General features: G+C 64.3%; 16 protein-coding genes. 10 read left to right on the top strand and 6 right to left on the bottom strand.

What is annotated here, in order from left to right; translation table 11 throughout:
• The first annotated feature begins 253 nt into the window (after positions 1 to 253).
• Positions 254 to 889, top strand: a complete 636-nt coding sequence (locus K7W03_RS19310; protein ID WP_007683376.1) for a response regulator transcription factor — start codon at positions 254 to 256, stop codon at positions 887 to 889.
• Positions 890 to 915: 26 nt separating this feature from the next.
• On the opposite strand, the gene cueR is transcribed toward K7W03_RS19310, so the two are convergent.
• The 4 genes from cueR to copC all read right to left on the bottom strand — a co-directional run bounded on the left by cueR (position 916) and on the right by copC (position 5389).
• Positions 916 to 1314: a Cu(I)-responsive transcriptional regulator gene (cueR, locus tag K7W03_RS19305; protein WP_022684257.1), complete on the bottom strand. Its 399-nt coding sequence runs from the start codon at positions 1312 to 1314 to the stop codon at positions 916 to 918.
• Positions 1311 to 3668 carry a heavy metal translocating P-type ATPase gene (locus K7W03_RS19300; RefSeq protein WP_222887103.1) on the bottom strand — a complete coding sequence of 786 codons (2358 nt, stop codon included), beginning with the start codon at positions 3666 to 3668 and terminating at the stop codon, positions 1311 to 1313. The genes cueR and K7W03_RS19300 overlap by 4 nt, the downstream gene beginning before the upstream one ends.
• 394 nt (positions 3669 to 4062) lie before the next feature.
• Positions 4063 to 5007: a copper homeostasis membrane protein CopD gene (copD, locus tag K7W03_RS19290; RefSeq protein ID WP_022684259.1), complete on the bottom strand. Its 945-nt coding sequence runs from the start codon at positions 5005 to 5007 to the stop codon at positions 4063 to 4065.
• 4 nt (positions 5008 to 5011) lie between these two features.
• Entirely contained in the window at positions 5012 to 5389 is a 378-nt protein-coding gene (gene copC / locus K7W03_RS19285; protein ID WP_022684260.1) for a copper homeostasis periplasmic binding protein CopC, read from the bottom strand.
• Positions 5390 to 5522: 133 nt separating this feature from the next.
• On the opposite strand from copC, the gene K7W03_RS19280 reads away from it, so the two are divergent.
• The 9 genes from K7W03_RS19280 to K7W03_RS19240 all read left to right on the top strand — a co-directional run bounded on the left by K7W03_RS19280 (position 5523) and on the right by K7W03_RS19240 (position 13161).
• Entirely contained in the window at positions 5523 to 5795 is a 273-nt protein-coding gene (locus K7W03_RS19280) for a hypothetical protein (RefSeq protein ID WP_004212738.1), read from the top strand.
• The gene (locus K7W03_RS19275; protein WP_222887092.1) at positions 5795 to 6235 is read left to right on the top strand and encodes a periplasmic heavy metal sensor; all 441 of its coding nucleotides are present in this window, start codon (positions 5795 to 5797) and stop codon (positions 6233 to 6235) included. The genes K7W03_RS19280 and K7W03_RS19275 overlap by 1 nt, the downstream gene beginning before the upstream one ends.
• Positions 6232 to 6798, top strand: a complete 567-nt coding sequence (locus tag K7W03_RS19270; RefSeq protein ID WP_007683367.1) for an RNA polymerase sigma factor — start codon at positions 6232 to 6234, stop codon at positions 6796 to 6798. The genes K7W03_RS19275 and K7W03_RS19270 overlap by 4 nt, the downstream gene beginning before the upstream one ends.
• Before the next feature lie 66 nt (positions 6799 to 6864).
• On the top strand, positions 6865 to 8790 hold the full coding sequence (locus tag K7W03_RS19265) for a copper resistance system multicopper oxidase (protein WP_044663296.1): 1926 nt from the start codon (positions 6865 to 6867) through the stop codon (positions 8788 to 8790).
• On the top strand, positions 8790 to 9908 hold the full coding sequence (locus tag K7W03_RS19260; protein WP_030541627.1) for a copper resistance protein B: 1119 nt from the start codon (positions 8790 to 8792) through the stop codon (positions 9906 to 9908). Before K7W03_RS19265 ends, K7W03_RS19260 begins: the two co-directional genes overlap by 1 nt.
• A 90-nt stretch (positions 9909 to 9998) precedes the next feature.
• The gene (locus K7W03_RS19255; protein WP_013039091.1) at positions 9999 to 10472 is read left to right on the top strand and encodes a DUF305 domain-containing protein; all 474 of its coding nucleotides are present in this window, start codon (positions 9999 to 10001) and stop codon (positions 10470 to 10472) included.
• A gap of 58 nt (positions 10473 to 10530) precedes the next feature.
• Complete coding sequence (locus tag K7W03_RS19250; protein ID WP_222887091.1) at positions 10531 to 12066, top strand: PAS domain-containing sensor histidine kinase; 1536 nt, start codon at positions 10531 to 10533, stop codon at positions 12064 to 12066.
• Positions 12056 to 12676, top strand: coding sequence for a response regulator transcription factor (locus tag K7W03_RS19245; RefSeq protein WP_037486757.1), 621 nt, complete (start codon positions 12056 to 12058; stop codon positions 12674 to 12676). Before K7W03_RS19250 ends, K7W03_RS19245 begins: the two co-directional genes overlap by 11 nt.
• An 83-nt stretch (positions 12677 to 12759) precedes the next feature.
• Complete coding sequence (locus K7W03_RS19240) at positions 12760 to 13161, top strand: response regulator (protein ID WP_222887102.1); 402 nt, start codon at positions 12760 to 12762, stop codon at positions 13159 to 13161.
• 181 nt (positions 13162 to 13342) lie between these two features.
• Here the strand turns inward: K7W03_RS19240 and K7W03_RS19235 are convergent, their stop codons facing one another.
• A complete protein-coding gene (locus tag K7W03_RS19235; protein WP_231746511.1) occupies positions 13343 to 14578 on the bottom strand; it encodes an MFS transporter in 1236 nt (411 codons plus the stop codon).
• On the bottom strand, positions 14572 to 15479 hold a 908-nt coding region (locus K7W03_RS19230), incomplete at its 5' end, for a copper resistance protein B (RefSeq protein WP_226870317.1). The genes K7W03_RS19235 and K7W03_RS19230, both read right to left, overlap by 7 nt.

Raw genomic sequence — 15479 nt, 5'->3', positions numbered from 1 at the left:
GCGATGGCTCGATCGCGCCGAGGGCGGCGCGGGCAACTCGCATGCATCGTCCGGAGCAGAGACCCGGCAATGAGCCGCAGCGACCGCGGCATTGGTGTGAGCGGAGTAGCCGAACCCTCACAGTTTCGCTGTCCTTCGCCGTTTTGCCTCGCCAAATTTTTACTCTTGACCTGGGACCATAGTCCAACGTGCAGAGAAGTATCCCTTGAAGCGCTGCCCTCGCGGCACTGCGTATTGATCGATCTCGGGGGCTATGGGGAACAAGCGCGTCGTGCATATCGTCGATGACGAAGAGACAATACGAAAAGCACTAAGTTTCACGTTGCGGACCGCAGGGTTTGCCGTAGAAGCCTACGCTTCGGGGCCGGAGTTTCTGTTGAGCGCAGAGGACGCCGAGAAAGGCTGCGTGGTTCTCGACATGCACATGCCCGACATGGACGGCCTGCAGGTTCAGGCGGAGCTGACGCGACGCGGTATCGACATGCCCGTCGTGGTGCTGACGGGCAATGGCGATCCTACGCTCGCCGTACAGGCGATGAAGGCGGGCGCTGCCGACTTTCTCGCCAAACCGGTCGAGAAGGCCGCATTGCTCGGCGCGATCGACCGCGGCTTCAGCTGGCTTGAGAGTATAGCCCGTCGTGCCTCCGAACAGGCCGACGCTCTTTCGAAAGCCGCGAGACTGACGCAGCGCGAACGGGCCGTTCTGAGAGGAATTTCGCGAGGCTATCCAAATAGCCTTATCGCAGATGAACTCGGCGTCACGTCGCGCACGGTCGAGCTGCATCGGGCCAGTCTGATGATCAAACTCAACGCGCAAAGCCTGCCCGACCTGTTGCGGATCGCTTTCGCCGTCGACCTGCACGAATCGACCGAAAACGGGCACCCCTAAAATTCTCGGCCGTGCGATGCCGGATGCTATGCGGATCGGGCCGCGGCCAGTTCGGCGATGATCGGACAATCCGGCCGCTCGTCGCCTTGGCAGCGCTCGGCCAGGTCGATTAGCGTGTCGCGCAGCGCCGTCAACGCCTCGGCTTTGCGCTGAAACTCATCGGCGCGGGCAAGGGCAAGCCGCTTCACCTCCGCGCTGGCACGGCCGGTATCGGCCCAAAGGCTGAGCAACGTGCGGATCTCCTCGATCGGGAAGCCGAGATCGCGGGCATTGGCGATAAACCGGAGGCGATGGAGGTCGCGCTCGCCATAGTCACGATAGCCAGCACCCCGACGCGCCGGCGCCGGGATGAGGCCGATCTTTTCATAATGGCGGATCATCCGCTCAGAGACGCCGCTCTGCCGTGACGTCTCGCCGATGTTCACAGTGCTTTCCGGTTGAGGCGCAGCGCGTTGGTGACCACGCTCACCGAAGAGAGCGCCATCGCCGCCGCCGCGATAATGGGCGAGAGCAGAATACCGAACAGCGGATAGAGCGCACCCGCCGCTACGGGCACGCCCGCGACATTGTAGATGAAGGCGAAGACGAGATTCTGGCGGATGTTCGACATGGTCGCTTGGCTGAGCCGCCGCGCCCGGACGATGCCAGTCAGGTCGCCCTTGAGCAGCGTGACGCCAGCGCTCTCGATCGCGACGTCGGTGCCGGAACCCATGGCGATGCCGACGTCGGCGGCGGCCAACGCGGGGGCGTCGTTGACACCGTCGCCGGCCATGGCGACCACCCGCCCCTCGCGCTTGAACTTCGCGACCACGGCGCTCTTCTGATCGGGCAGCACCTCGGCCTCCACCTCGTCGATGCCCAGACGCCGGGCGACCGCTTCCGCCGTCGTGCGGTTGTCGCCTGTCAGCATGACCACGCGAATGCCATCCGCCTTGAGCGTGGCGAGCGCTTCTGGTGTCGTGGCCTTCACCGGATCGGCGATCGCGAAGGCGCCGCCGACTGTGCCGTCGACCCCGATGAAGATCGCGGTGGCGCCATCCCGGCGCAGCGCGTCGGCCTGGTCGGCGAGCGCCTCGGTGGCGACGCCCTCGTCACCGAGGAACCGCGCGTTGCCGAGAACGATCCTGCAGCCATCGACAGTGCCGAGCGCGCCGCGCCCGGTCGGCGAGTCGAAGTCGGTGACGTCGCTCGTGGCGATGCCGCGATCCTTGGCGGCCTCGACGATCGCCAGCGCGAGCGGATGCTCGGACGCCCGCTCGACCGAGGCGGCAAGACGCAGCAGCTCGGCTTCGTCGAAGCCGGGCGCCGGCACGACCTGGGTGACGGCAGGCCGGCCTTCGGTCAGCGTGCCTGTCTTGTCGACGACGAGAGTGTCGACCTTCTCCATATGCTCGAGTGCTTCGGCATTTTTGATGAGGACACCGAGCCCGGCGCCGCGGCCGACCCCGACCATGATCGACATCGGCGTTGCCAGCCCCAGTGCGCAGGGACAGGCGATGATCAGCACGGCGACCGCCGCCACCAGCCCATAGGCGAAGCGCGGCTCGGGACCCCAGATGCCCCAGGCGATGAACGCGACGGCCGCGACCGCGATGACCACGGGCACAAACCAGCCCGACACCTGATCGGCCATGCGCTGGATCGGCGCGCGCGAGCGCTGCGCCTCAGCGACCATCTGGACGATGCGTGCGAGCATGGTATCGCGGCCGACCTTGTCGGCGACGATCACCAGCGCACCGGTCTGGTTGAGCGTGCCGCCGATCACTGTGTCGGCCTTTGCCTTGGTGACGGGCATGGATTCGCCGGTGACCATCGACTCGTCGAGCGAGGAGCGGCCGTCCTCGACTACGCCGTCGACCGGCACCTTCTCGCCCGGCCGCACCCGCAGGCGGTCGCCCACCGCAACCAGATCAAGGCTGATTTCCTCTTCGTTCCCATCAGAACCGATCCGGCGCGCGGTCTTTGGTGCAAGGTTGAGCAGCGCCTTGATCGCGCCCGAGGTGCGTTCCCGCGCGCGCAGTTCGAGCATCTGGCCGAGCAGCACGAGGACGGTGATCACCGCGGCCGCCTCGAAATAGACGGCAACCATGCCGTCCTCGCCGCGGAAGGCCGGCGGGAACAGCTGAGGCGCGAGCGTCGCGATGACGCTGTAGATCCAGGCGACCCCGGTCCCCATCGCGATCAGGGTGAACATGTTGAAGTTGCGGGTCTTGAGCGAGGCCCAGCCACGCTCGAAGAACGGCCAGCCCGCCCACAGCACGACGGGTGTCGCCAGCACGAACTGGATCCATACCGAGATAGACATCGGCACGAGGCGATGGATCGCGGGAAAGACATGCGCGCCCATCTCGAGGATCAGCACCGGGAGAGCCAGCACGAGGCCGACCCAGAAGCGCCGCGTGAAATCGACTAGCTCGTGGCTGGGGCCGCTGTCGGCGGTCACGGTCGCGGGTTCGAGCGCCATGCCGCAGATCGGACAGGACCCGGGATGGTCCTGGCGGATCTCGGGATGCATCGGGCAGGTCCAGATCGTGCCTTCGGGCGCCGCGACCGGCGGCGTCGGCGGGCCGAGATAGCGCTCGGGATCGGCGATGAACTTGGTCCGGCAGCCCGCGCTGCAGAAATGATAGCTTTCACCGCTATGCTCGGCGTGATGCGCCGTGGTCGCCGGGTCGACGGTCATGCCGCAGACCGGGTCCTTGACGCCGGTCGCCGCTTTAGCGGTGCCGTGGCCGCCGCAGCAACCGCCGCCATGCGCCGCTCCATGTGTCTCGTTCATCGCCTCGCTCCTTTCGACGCCTGACGATCTAGGGTCTGACACCGTGTCAGGGTCAATACGTAATCGCCTAAGCGGCCAAATCGGCGGGCCCGTTCGCTTGGCCGCCATCAGGCCGGGGAGCACGCCGTCGGCATTGGGCTGGGTATCGTCGATGCCATCGAGCCGCTGCACGGTCAGGCGGAAGGCGAGCCGCATGAGACCCGTGCTGGCGGCCATAATCGGCGATTACCAGGCGCCAATCCGGGCGCAGCATGGCAAGCATGGCGGCACGCCACCGCTTCTCCCGCGCCCACAGGCGGATCGCGCGATCATAGTCTTTCGTCGATCCAGTCCCGCGCGGCGGGGTGTACGATTGCATTGGCTTCTCCCAACGCGAGGCGTTCGAAACGATAAACTACATCGACATGGGTGGCGACAGTGTCCCCAGCCAGGCGACCAGCCCGAGAATGACGATCGCAAGACCGCCTTCGACGACGAGGCTCGCCCGCAACAGCGCCTGCGCCCGGGGCGCGTCCTCTTCCTCGATCGCCTGCGCCAGTGCCGGGGTCAGGCGGTAACGGTTGAGCGCGGCCAGGCCCAGCATGCCGGCGAAGAGCAGCAGCTTGGCGATGAGCAGCAGGCCGTAGGTCGACTGCCCGAGAGACGCGATGTTGCCCGGGCCGACCAGGAACCAGCCGTTCACCGTCCCGGTCAGGATCAGCAGGGCGACGATGATCGTGCCGACGAGGGAGAAGCCCCGCAGCGCTTCCTCGGCGAGCATGACCCGGTCCATGTCTTCAGTGGCGAGATCATCGGTTGCGAGCCTGGTAAGAACCAGCGCAAGGAATGCGGCAAGCGCGCCGACCCAGGCGCCCGCGGCGAGCAGATGGATGAGATCGGCCCCCAGTTGCAGCCAGCCCGCCTCGCCTTCGCCGGCCGCGCCATGCCCGCTCCAGGCGAGGGTCGCGAGCGCGACCGCGCCTGCCAGAGTGGACGCGATAAAGACAGGACGGGATTGCCGGCGATAGAAGGGGATGCAGAGCAGAAGAACAAGAAGCGCGACAAGACGCGCCTTCAGCGCCGTTCCCATGGACGTGCCGTTGATGAGGTCTGCGACCATGGATAGATCAGGCTGGGTGAGCGGCAGGCCGGTCATGGCCGCAGCCTGCAACGCGAACCCCAGCGCCGACAGCAAGAGGGCGAGACAGGCGAGACAGGCCACCATTGCCGCCATCGGCATATGCCGCTGAACGATCCGGCCGCCGCCAGGCGCATAGAGCGCGAACAGCGGCAGGCCGAACAGCAGGCCGAGATCGACGTAGAGTGCCCAGCGGACGGCGACGAGTGCCACGTCGTTCATGGCTTCACTTGACGGTAAAGGCGAGATTTCCCTGGATGCGGTGCGTGTCGGTCGAGACGACGTGCCAGGCGACCTGATAGCTGCCTGCCATGAGCGGCTTGTCGAGCGCCAGCACGAGCGTCTTGCCGCCTTCGACGGCCGTCTTGAAGCCGGTAACCGCCATGCGGTGGTTGGGCATGCCGGGCATGCCGGTCATCACGATCTCGGCGCCCGACAGCTTCGGCATCAGACCTTCACTGAAGGTGAGCGTGATACGCGAAGGCGCCGAGACGCTGGCGTTCGCGGCGGGCGTCGAGGACACAAGCTTGGGATGCGCGTAGGCCGGAGCAGAAACACTCAGGCCGACGGCGGCGATAACTGCGAGAGGCGAAAAGAAACGCATTGGAACATTCTCCTGTAGATCCCATGAGACAATACGCAGCCCGAGCCCCCACCCCTCGCAATTATTCTTTTCAATCTACAGCAAGGGTTCCTGGACCATCGTGCGTATTGAAGGATGAAGACGGAGAAGCACCATGGATGAACTTGACCACCTGCTCTCGCGGTTGCGCGATGCGCCTCTCGATCCCAGGCTCGGCGGCCTGGAAAGCCGGGTCATGGCGGAAATAGCGCGCATCCGGGCCATACCAAGCCTTGGCGCTATGACGTTCGGCATCGCGGCCGCAACCGCGCTGTTCATCGGAATTGCCGGCTCGGCAGTTCCGACACGGTCTGCTGATGCCAAACCGCTATCGCCCTTCGATGCTCGGCTCGCGCTTGCGCCCTCGACGCTGCTGAGCTCGCAGTGATGCGCGACCGCCGCCGGCTCCTGCTCCTCGTCCTGGTGACCTTCGCCGCGGCGATCGCTGGCGTTGTCATTGGCCGCGTCTATGTGGTTCCAGTGCGCCCGGTCGAAAATGAGCTGCACGAGCTGCTCCATCGCGATCTGAAGCTGAATTCAGCGCAACACAGCCGACTCGAGACAATCGAGAAGAAATACGCGATCCGGCGTCAAGCGTTGGAGGCCGAATTGCGCGCCGACAATGCGCGTCTCGCGGAAGCGATCGAAGCGGAGCATGGCTATGGCCCGCAAGTCGCAACTGCGGTGGATCGCTCGCACCAGGCCATGGGCGCGCTGCAGAAAGAAACACTTGAGCATATCTTCGCGATGCGGGCCGTGCTGCGCCCGGATCAGACGGACAAATTCGACGACGCCGTGGTGAAAGCGCTGACGGCCAAATCCGAATGACCGCGTGCCTCCCCGACTGCTCGGACGGGGAGCTCGCGGCTCTGGCGCTTGGAGGCCGGCAAGCGGCCTATGGCGAGCTGGTCCGCCGGCATCAAGGTTGGGTTCACCGGCTCGTGCGCAGCCATGTCGGATCTATGGATGAGGCATTGGATGTCACCCAGGCGAGCTTCGTCGCGGCCTTTGCCGCACTCAACCGCTATGACGTAACCCGACCCTTCCAGGTCTGGATGTCCCGGATTGTCATCAACAAATGCCATGACTGGCGGCGTCGGCGAGCGGTTCGAAATTTCTTTGCCCTAGCCCTACCGCTCGGCGAGGCGGACGGCGTCGCCGACGACGCACCGCTGCCCGATCAGGCGATCGGGGCCGAACAGCAGCTCGCGCAAGCAATGAAAGCGATTGCTGCCCTGCCGTCTTCCCTCAAGGACACGCTTATTTTGCGTACGATCGACGAGAAATCGGAAGCTGAAACCGCCGAAATTCTCGGGATCAGCCAGAAGGCGGTCGAAACGCGCCTCTATCGAGCTAGGGCACGCCTTTCGGAAATATTAAAGAAAGTTTGAGGGGGATGAGGCCATGCTGCGTATTCCCAATAGGTCCGCCCTCTTTCTTAAAGCTGAGACAACCGAATGATATCTGCTCTCGACCGCCGCCAGTTCCTTCGCGGAGCGGCCCTCGCCGGTGGTGGCGCCGCACTGTCAGCCTGGCTGCCGGCCTGGGCGCAGACGATCTCGCCGGGGATGCGCCCGACGCTGCCGACCGTGGCGGGCGAAGACATCACGCTCACCATCGCCCGGCAGTCGATGACCATCGACGGGCGCAAGTTCCGGGCAATCGGCCTCAACGGCACGGTCCCCGCCCCGCTGATCCGGCTGCGCGAGGGCCAGCGCGTGCGGCTCAACGTCGTCAATCAGCTGGAGGAGGACAGCTCGATCCACTGGCACGGGCTGATCCTGCCGGCCAATATGGACGGTGTGCCGGGCGTGTCTTTTCCGGGCATCAAGCCGGGCTCGAACTACCTCTACCAGTTCTCCGTCGTGCAAAGCGGCACCTACTGGTACCACAGCCATTCAGGCCTGCAGGAACAGGAAGGCCATTACGGCCCGATCATCATCGATCCCGCCGGTGCCGATCCGGTCGCCTATGACCGCGAGCATGTCATCGTGCTCGCCGATCACAGCGCGCTCTCGCCGCAGGCGATCTTCCGGCGCCTCAAGGTCAACCCCGGCCATTTCAATTTCCAGCGCCAGACCCTGGCCGGGCTCCTGTCGGGCAAGGATCAGCCGCTCAAAGACCGGCTCGACTGGGGCCAGATGCGGATGGACCCGGCCGACATCTCCGATGTGACCGGATCCACCTACACCTATCTCGTCAACGGCCATGGTCCGATGGACAACTGGACCGCGCTCTTCACCCCGGGCGAACGGGTGCGGCTGCGGGTCATCAATGCGTCGGCGATGACCACCTTCAACGTCCGCATCCCCGGCCTGCCGCTGACCATCGTCCAGGCCGACGGGCAGAATGTGGTGCCGGTCACCGTCGACGAGTTCCAGATTGGTGTTGCCGAGACCTACGACGTCGTTGTCAGCCCAGGCGATGACAAGGCCTACACCCTTGTCGGCGAGGCGATCGACCGCTCGGGCATGGCGCGTGCCACGCTCGCGCCGCGCGCCGGCATGGCCGGCGAGGTTCCCCCCTTACGCAAACGGCCGCTCGCCGACATGAAGGACATGGGCATGGACATGTCCTCGATGCCGGGCATGGAAGGCATGGACATGTCGGGCGGCGCTATGCGGGGCGTCGATCCGACGGCCGAGAAGAACGCGTCCGCGCGCCTCGCGACCGGCGCGGCGGCAGCGATGGCGACCATGGACAATAGCGCCATGGCAGGCATGGATCATTCGGGGATGGATCATGGATCGATGGCCGGCATGGACCACGGCGCGATGGGCGCCGATGGCCAGATGGCGGGCATGGATCATGGCGGACACGCGATGGGCTCGATGAAGATGCGCGACTTCTCGAACGCGCCGCAGGTGAAGCGCGACCCGAGCGTCCAGACCATCTCGCCGATGCCCGTAGACCGCACCGGCGAGCCCGGCCAGGGCCTCGCCGACGTCGGCCACAAGGTGCTTGTCTACAGGGACCTGATGGCGCTCGATCGCAATCCGGACGTGCGCGCGCCGAGCCGCAGCATCGACATTCACCTCACCGGCAACATGGAGCGGTTCATGTGGTCGTTCGACGGCGAAAAAATGTCGGACCATCACGAGCCGATCCCCTTCATCGAAGGCGAGCGGGTGCGCGTCAATCTCATCAACGACACGATGATGGGGCATCCGATCCATATTCACGGGCATTTTTTCGAGCTGGTGACGGGGCATGGCGATCATGCGCCGCGCAAGCATACGGTGATCGTCCAGCCCGGCGGCAAGGTGACCTGGGACTTCACCGCCGACGCGGTCGGCGACTGGGCCTTCCACTGTCATCTCCTCTACCACATGCATGCAGGGATGATGCGGGTCGTGAGCGTCCGTCCGAAGGGAGACGCGTAATGACCCGCATCCTCACGCCGCTGGTGAGCGCGATCGCCCTTTTCGCTGCCGCGCCCGCCTTTGCCCAGGATCATTCGATGCACGGCATGCCCGGCATGGCGCCGCCGGGCGAAGTGGCGCCGGCGCAGGAGAAGAAGAAGGACAAGGCCGCCGCCAGGCCGCGCGCTCAGACACCAGCGCCGGACGCCACCTCGGCGATGGACCATTCGCAGCACCAGGCCAGTCCTGCGCCGCAGGGAGATGCGGCCGGTCAGCCGCAACCCGCGTCTCCCGCGATGCCGGAGATGCCGGGTATGGACCATTCGCAGCATGGCCAGACAACGATGCCGGGAATGCCCGCCATGCCCGGCATGCAAATGACCGGCACGGCGCTTCCGGCCGGCAATGCGCCCCCGCCGCCTCCCCCAAGCGACCACTTCGCCGATCGTGATTTTCCCGGCGGCGAGATGGCGCGCTCGCGCGACATCATGATGAAGGATAGCGGCGGCAACAATTTCGGGCAAATGCTGCTCAACCTGTTCGAGTATCAGGCGCATAGCGGCCGCGATGGCTATCGCTGGGATGGCGAAGGCTTTTACGGCGGCGACATCAACCGGCTCTGGCTCAAGAGCGAGGGCGAAGGCGAGTTCGGCCGCGGCATCGACAGCGCCGAGGTGCAGGTGCTCTACAGCCGGGCCATCGACCCCTATTTCAATCTTCAGGGCGGTATCCGCCAGGACTTCGGCCGCGGGCCCGACCGCACCTACGCGACGATCGGCGTCGAGGGCCTGGCTCCTGGCATGTTCGAGGTCGAAGGCGCGCTGTTCCTCTCGACCAAGGGCGATGTTCTGGGCCGGGTCGAGGGCTATTACGACCAGCGCATCACCCAGCGCCTGATCCTCCAGCCGCGCGCCGAGGTCAATTTCGCCGCACAGGATATTCCGGAGAACGACATCGGTTCGGGGCTGGTCAACATAGAGCTCGGCGCGCGCCTGCGCTACGAATTCAGCCGCCAGTTCGCGCCTTACATCGGCGTTTCCTATCTGCGCAAAGCCGGAGACACGGCGCGGCTGTCGAGGCTTGCGGGCGAGGACGTCCATGCCACCAGCTTCGTCGCCGGCGTTCGCTTCTGGTTTTAGCATCAGGACGGCTGATGGCGGGGGCGAACAAGAGAGCGGGGCGTTACACTCATACCCAGGTCGGCCGGCGCCGAGCGAAGGAGATACGCCATGGACCATTCGTCCCACATGAACACCCGGAAGATGGGCGCCTATTGGAGCCTTGCCGTTCAGACCGTCATCAGCGGCGTCATCATGTATCTGGTGATGTTCGTCATGATCGACGGGCTCGACAGCTTCTACAACAACCTCAACATGCTCTACATGACGCTGATGATGGTCGCGCCGATGGTGGTGCTGATGATCCTCGCCATGCGGCACATGTTCGCGTCGAAGGCCGCCAACATCGCGCTGATCGCCGCGTCGCTGGTCGCCTTCTTCGGCAGCTTTGCACTCATCCGCACCCAGACCACGATCGGCGACACGGCCTTTCTGCGCTCGATGATCCCGCACCATTCCGGGGCGATCCTGATGTGCCAGGAAGCAAAGCTCAGCGATCCGGAAGTCATCCGGCTTTGCGAATCGATCAAGCGCTCGCAGCGGCAGGAAATCGACGAGATGAAGGCCATACTCGCGCGGCGCTGAGTGGCACGGTCGGGCTACGCCCGGATACGTGCGCCCGGCCAGGTATGTGAGCCGGCCGATGGTCGACACGAGGCGCGGGGCGGACGAGATTGCAAGCGACGTAGCGCGGCTTGCGCCGCTGTTCCTGCGACAGGCTGGCGGCCACGTCCTGACGCTGCTCGATCCTTCCGGGATCGTGCTGAGCTATAATGAAGAAGGCGAGCGTGCCGAATGCTGGCCGCTCGATCGCGTTCTGGGACAGCCCCACGACCTGTTCTACCCGCCAGACGAGATAACGGCAGGACGGCCCCGCGCCGACTTGGACGCCGCTCTGCGCGAAGGCACTCTGGAGCGTGAAGCCTGGCGAGTCTGCGAGAACGGCTCGGAATACCTTGCGCGATTGACCATCACTGCGCTGTTCGAAGACGACGCCCATCGAGGCTTTGCCTGCATCAGCCGGGATGTCACCGACGAGGCGGCGGTCCGGGCTTCAAACGAAACGCGCGAGCAGCATCTGCAATCGATCCTGGCGACCGTACCTGATGCAATGATAATAATCGACGAGGCCGGCGTCATCACCTCGTTCAGCGCTGCTGCCCATCGCATGTTCGGCTATTCGGAAGCCGAGCTCGTCGGGCAAAATGTCTCCTGTCTTATGCCTCAGCCCGACCGCGACCGGCACGACGAATACATCGCGCATTATCTGCAGACGGGCGAGCGCCGGATCATCGGTCTGGGCCGCGTCGTTGTGGGTCAGCGCCGCGACGGCTCGACCTTCCCGATGCAGTTGTCGGTCGGCGAGGCCGGTGAAGAGGGCCAGCGGCTTTTCACAGGGTTCATCCGGGATCTCACCGCCAAGGAGCAGGATGAGCTCAGGCTCAAGGAACTGCAAGCGGAGTTGGTTCATGTCTCGCGGTTGAGCGCGATGGGTACGATGGCCTCCACGCTTGCTCATGAACTCAATCAGCCGCTCGCCGCAGTGGCGCTCTATCTCGAAACCATTCGGGACATGCTCGCTGTCCAGGATGATGAGCCATTCGTCTCTCTTCGGTCCGTAATGGACGATGCCGCTCAGGAGACGCTGCGCGCTGGCCACATCGTCCGGCGCCTCCGCGACTTCGTCGCACGCGGTGAGGTCGACAAGAGTTTGCACGACCTGCCGCAAGTCATCACCGAGGCAAGCCAACTGGCACTGGTCGGCGCGCGCGAGCGGGGCATCCGTAGCTTCTTCGCAATCGACCCCGCAGCCACGCCGGTCCTCATCGACAGGGTGCAGATCCAGCAGGTGCTCGTAAACCTGATGCGCAACGCCGTTGAGGCCATGGCAGAATCATCGATCCGCGACCTCAAAGTCGCGACGAGTTTGCGTGCCGACGGCCTTGTCGAGGTTACGGTGGAGGATACCGGCCCCGGGATCGCGGAAGAAATTCGCGAACAACTGTTCATGGCGTTCACATCGACGAAGGCCGACGGCATGGGCCTTGGCCTCTCGATCTGCCGGACGATCATCGAAGCACATGGCGGCCGCATCTGGATGGAGCGCTCCGACCGAGGCGGCACGTGCTTTCACTTCACGCTGATCCACGCGCGGGCGGAGGAGGAACATGGGGGATAGACGCATCATTCATCTGGTCGACGACGAGGAGAGCATCCGCAAGGCGGCAAGCTTCGCGCTCAAAACCGCGGGCTATGATGTCATCGCCTACACCTCCGGAGTGGAATTTCTCAGGACAGCGAAGTCCGCTGAAGTAGGCTGCGTTATCTTGGATGTGCGGATGCCTGAAATGGACGGTCTCCAAGTCCAGACCACTATGGCTGCGCGTGGGATCAACATGCCGGTCATCGTCCTGACCGGCCACGGCGATGTGTCGGTAGCTGTGCAGGCTATGAAAGGCGGCGCGATTGACTTTCTCGAAAAGCCCTTCGAGAAGGCTGCCCTGCTCGAGGCCGTGAGGCGCGCTTTCGCTCGTCTCGACGATGTCGACCTTCGCGCGCTGGAATCGTCGGAAGCCGAGGTGCGGGTTGCTGCCTTGACCCCCCGCGAGCAGGAAGTGCTGGAAGGATTGGCGAACGGCTTGCCCAACAAGACGATCGCCTATGATCTGGGTTGCTCATCCCGGACGGTCGAGGTTCACCGCGCCAGCCTCATGGCCAAGCTCGAGGTCCGCAATCTCTCTGAGGCGTTGAGGATCGCCTTTGCTGCCGGGTTCGGTCGCAAGACGTGATAACTGCGCCCTCTACGTAGCGACGAGGATGCCGCATCGTGCGAGCCATTGCCGTGATGCAACAGGTCCTCATGTCGCGCGAGATGTCTTCGTTTTCTGACACACAAGGTGATGGGCGCTACACCATCCTCGTCTCCGACGACGACCCGGGTGTTCGGCGTGCCCTTCAGCTTCTTAGATCCCGTGGCTACTGCGTCTGTAGCTATACAAGTGGTAGCGCGCTTTTGGCCGATTCGCGTGCCAAGCGAGCCAATTGCCTGATTGTTGATTATCGCATGCCGGACATTGATGGCTTTTCGATCCTGCGCCAACTCCGATCGCTGGGCTGGTCCGGATGCTCCATCATGATTTCGGGCTTCCATGACGAGGTTCTCGCCCGCCGCGCTGCCGACGCGGGCTTTGATCACATGATCACTAAACCACTAAGGAGCCGTCTACTCCTCGAGGCAATCGGCCGTCACAGACGCCTCTCGTCGAATGAGTAAATGGACCGCGTCCGACCGCCAACGCTAAAGAGGCCAGGTGGGGACACGAGCACGTCGTTTTTCCAGAGGAAACCAACCCAGCTGCGCCCAAGGGCCTTGCCCGCGGCTGGGCTCATTTGTCACAGCAACACATCTTGGATAGTGGTGGACGGTACGATTCATATCGATTTACGCGCTCCCCTTATCCGCCTGACGAATTAGCACCTGAAGAGGGCCGTTTCCAAGCTAGTGGCAGGACCACAAGCAGCAGGAGCGACAGGCCGGCAATGCTCCAGAGGACGAGAGGCTGAGCGCCGGGTGCGGCGAAAGCGAGCGCCACGGGCGCCAGTGCCTGCCCGATGCTGGCAGCCGAATGCTGGAGGCCAAGCCTCACCCCTGAGGCCGCCGCAGAACCGCTGATCCAGAAGCTTGTGACCAATCGCAGGCTCGCCGAGCTCCAACCGGCGACCAGGATGAACACGCTCATATCGGCTATGCTTGATGCGAGTGGAAAGGCAACGAGCGCCGCTGCCAGCAAACCGAGCGTCAATCCGGCAAGACGCCCGGGAACCTTCACTAACCAATCGAGCCTTGCATGAAAGATCTGCGCCGCCAGCATGCCGAATCCGCAAAGACTGAGCATCCAGGCGATCTGCTCGCGGCTCAGCGAGACCGCACTGCGCGTCATCAGGAGATTGACGTGCATAGCGGCAAGCCCGGCCCCCGCAGCGATCGTGATGAGTAATAGGACTCCCGTGGCGCAGACTGTCGGCGGCGGCGGATCTCCTGAGTCGAGGCAGTGCGCACAGCGGCCTGGCAGGCTTACAAGGCAAAGCGACCCCGCGACGGTGCCGATGCTGGCAGCAACGATCATGAGCGGCGCGCCGGGCATGATCGCAACGGAGGCTTCCGCCAAAAGCGGTCCGCCGAGGTCTCCCAAAAATACAGACCCCGTCAACCAGGTGAAACGCCGCGCCTGCTCCCCACGGCTGACCGCGGCGAAACTCGCACTGAGCAGCGCAAGCGGTATGATGGCGGCGGCCGCCATCCCCGCGACCGTGCGCAAAACGTAGAGAGTCGGCAGAGCTACGAGGCCAACTGGTGCAGTCACCATCGCGAGGATAATGAGCGCTGTGCGCAACATGACGCGGTAGTCGACCCGGTCGGCAATCCAGCCCCAAAGCGGTGCCGCCACCAGTGCTGCCAGCGGGTGGACGGCGGTCAAGCTCGCGACATGAAAATCATGCGCTGAGGAAAGCCCGCCGGGATTTGGGTCGACCAGGGTCGGAAGGAAAGCGAGAATGGCCGTCTGCCCTGCCGAGGCCGACACCGCCGCGAGCAGCAACACAATGAAGGAGGATTGACCACGCTTGCCATCGTGTGATTCGCCTTGGGGAACAAGCGGGTCAGCGGTTCGTCGGAGAGCCGGTATCACCACCAAGCGCGCAAGCCGATCACCAGCCGGTGTTCGGATGACCCCTCGCCCCGCAGGCGTCGGAAGCCCGCCGTGCCATCGAACGCACGCTCCCAGACGAAGCCGATATAGGGCGCGAACTTGCGCGACACCTCGTAGCGCAACCGTCCGCTCAGCTCGACATTGCTGAAGCCGCTGCCAAGCTGCCGATCTCTCGACCGCTTCGAATAGATATTGGTCTCTACCTGCGGTGTGAGGATCAACCGATTGGTGAACAAGACCTCATAGGACGCCTTGGCGCGCGCCGCGAGACGCCCATCGGTTCCTACATAGCCGGTGAGCTGGACGTCGAACCAATAGGGCGCCAGTCCCTCGACGCCGGCGGCCAGCCAGGTGGTCGCACCCTTGCCGAGATCCTGCCTGACCCCGAGCAGCGTGCCCCAGAACGGGTTCTTGCTGTGCCACCACAGCGCCTCGACGCTGCTCTCCGGATCGAGACGTTGGTCGCGGGAGTTCTTGAGCCCCTGGCTGCGCAGCCAGAGCTTGTCATTGTCCTGACCCTTGGTGACGAGCACGGTCCAGCCCACGCCCTGACCCTCGTTGCCGCTGGTGAACTCAAGCTCATCGACAAGTATCTTGGGGATTGAGAGCTTGTCGGCCATCTCATAGCCCGGCAGCGTCGAGTTGCGGTAGCCGTCGGCATAATCGTCCGAGTTGCGCGCGTCCGGCGGGGCCTGGCCGCCCTGCATCGAGCCCATGTCCATCGTGGCGCCGTTACCGGACGCCTTCGTGTCGGTCATATCCATGCCCGGCATGTCCATGCCCGCATGGTCCTGAGAGCCTTGCGCGGAAGGAGTGTGCGGAGCGGGAGTGGCCGTTTGGGCAGGGGTGGTGGCGGGCGACGGGGGCGAGGCATCCTGCGCGA

This window comes from Sphingobium sp. PNB (genome assembly GCF_019873065.1).
In the GTDB taxonomy this organism is placed as follows: domain Bacteria; phylum Pseudomonadota; class Alphaproteobacteria; order Sphingomonadales; family Sphingomonadaceae; genus Sphingobium; species Sphingobium fuliginis.
Note: the sequence above shows the minus strand (reverse complement) of the source record. Positions and strands in the feature narration are given on the sequence as shown.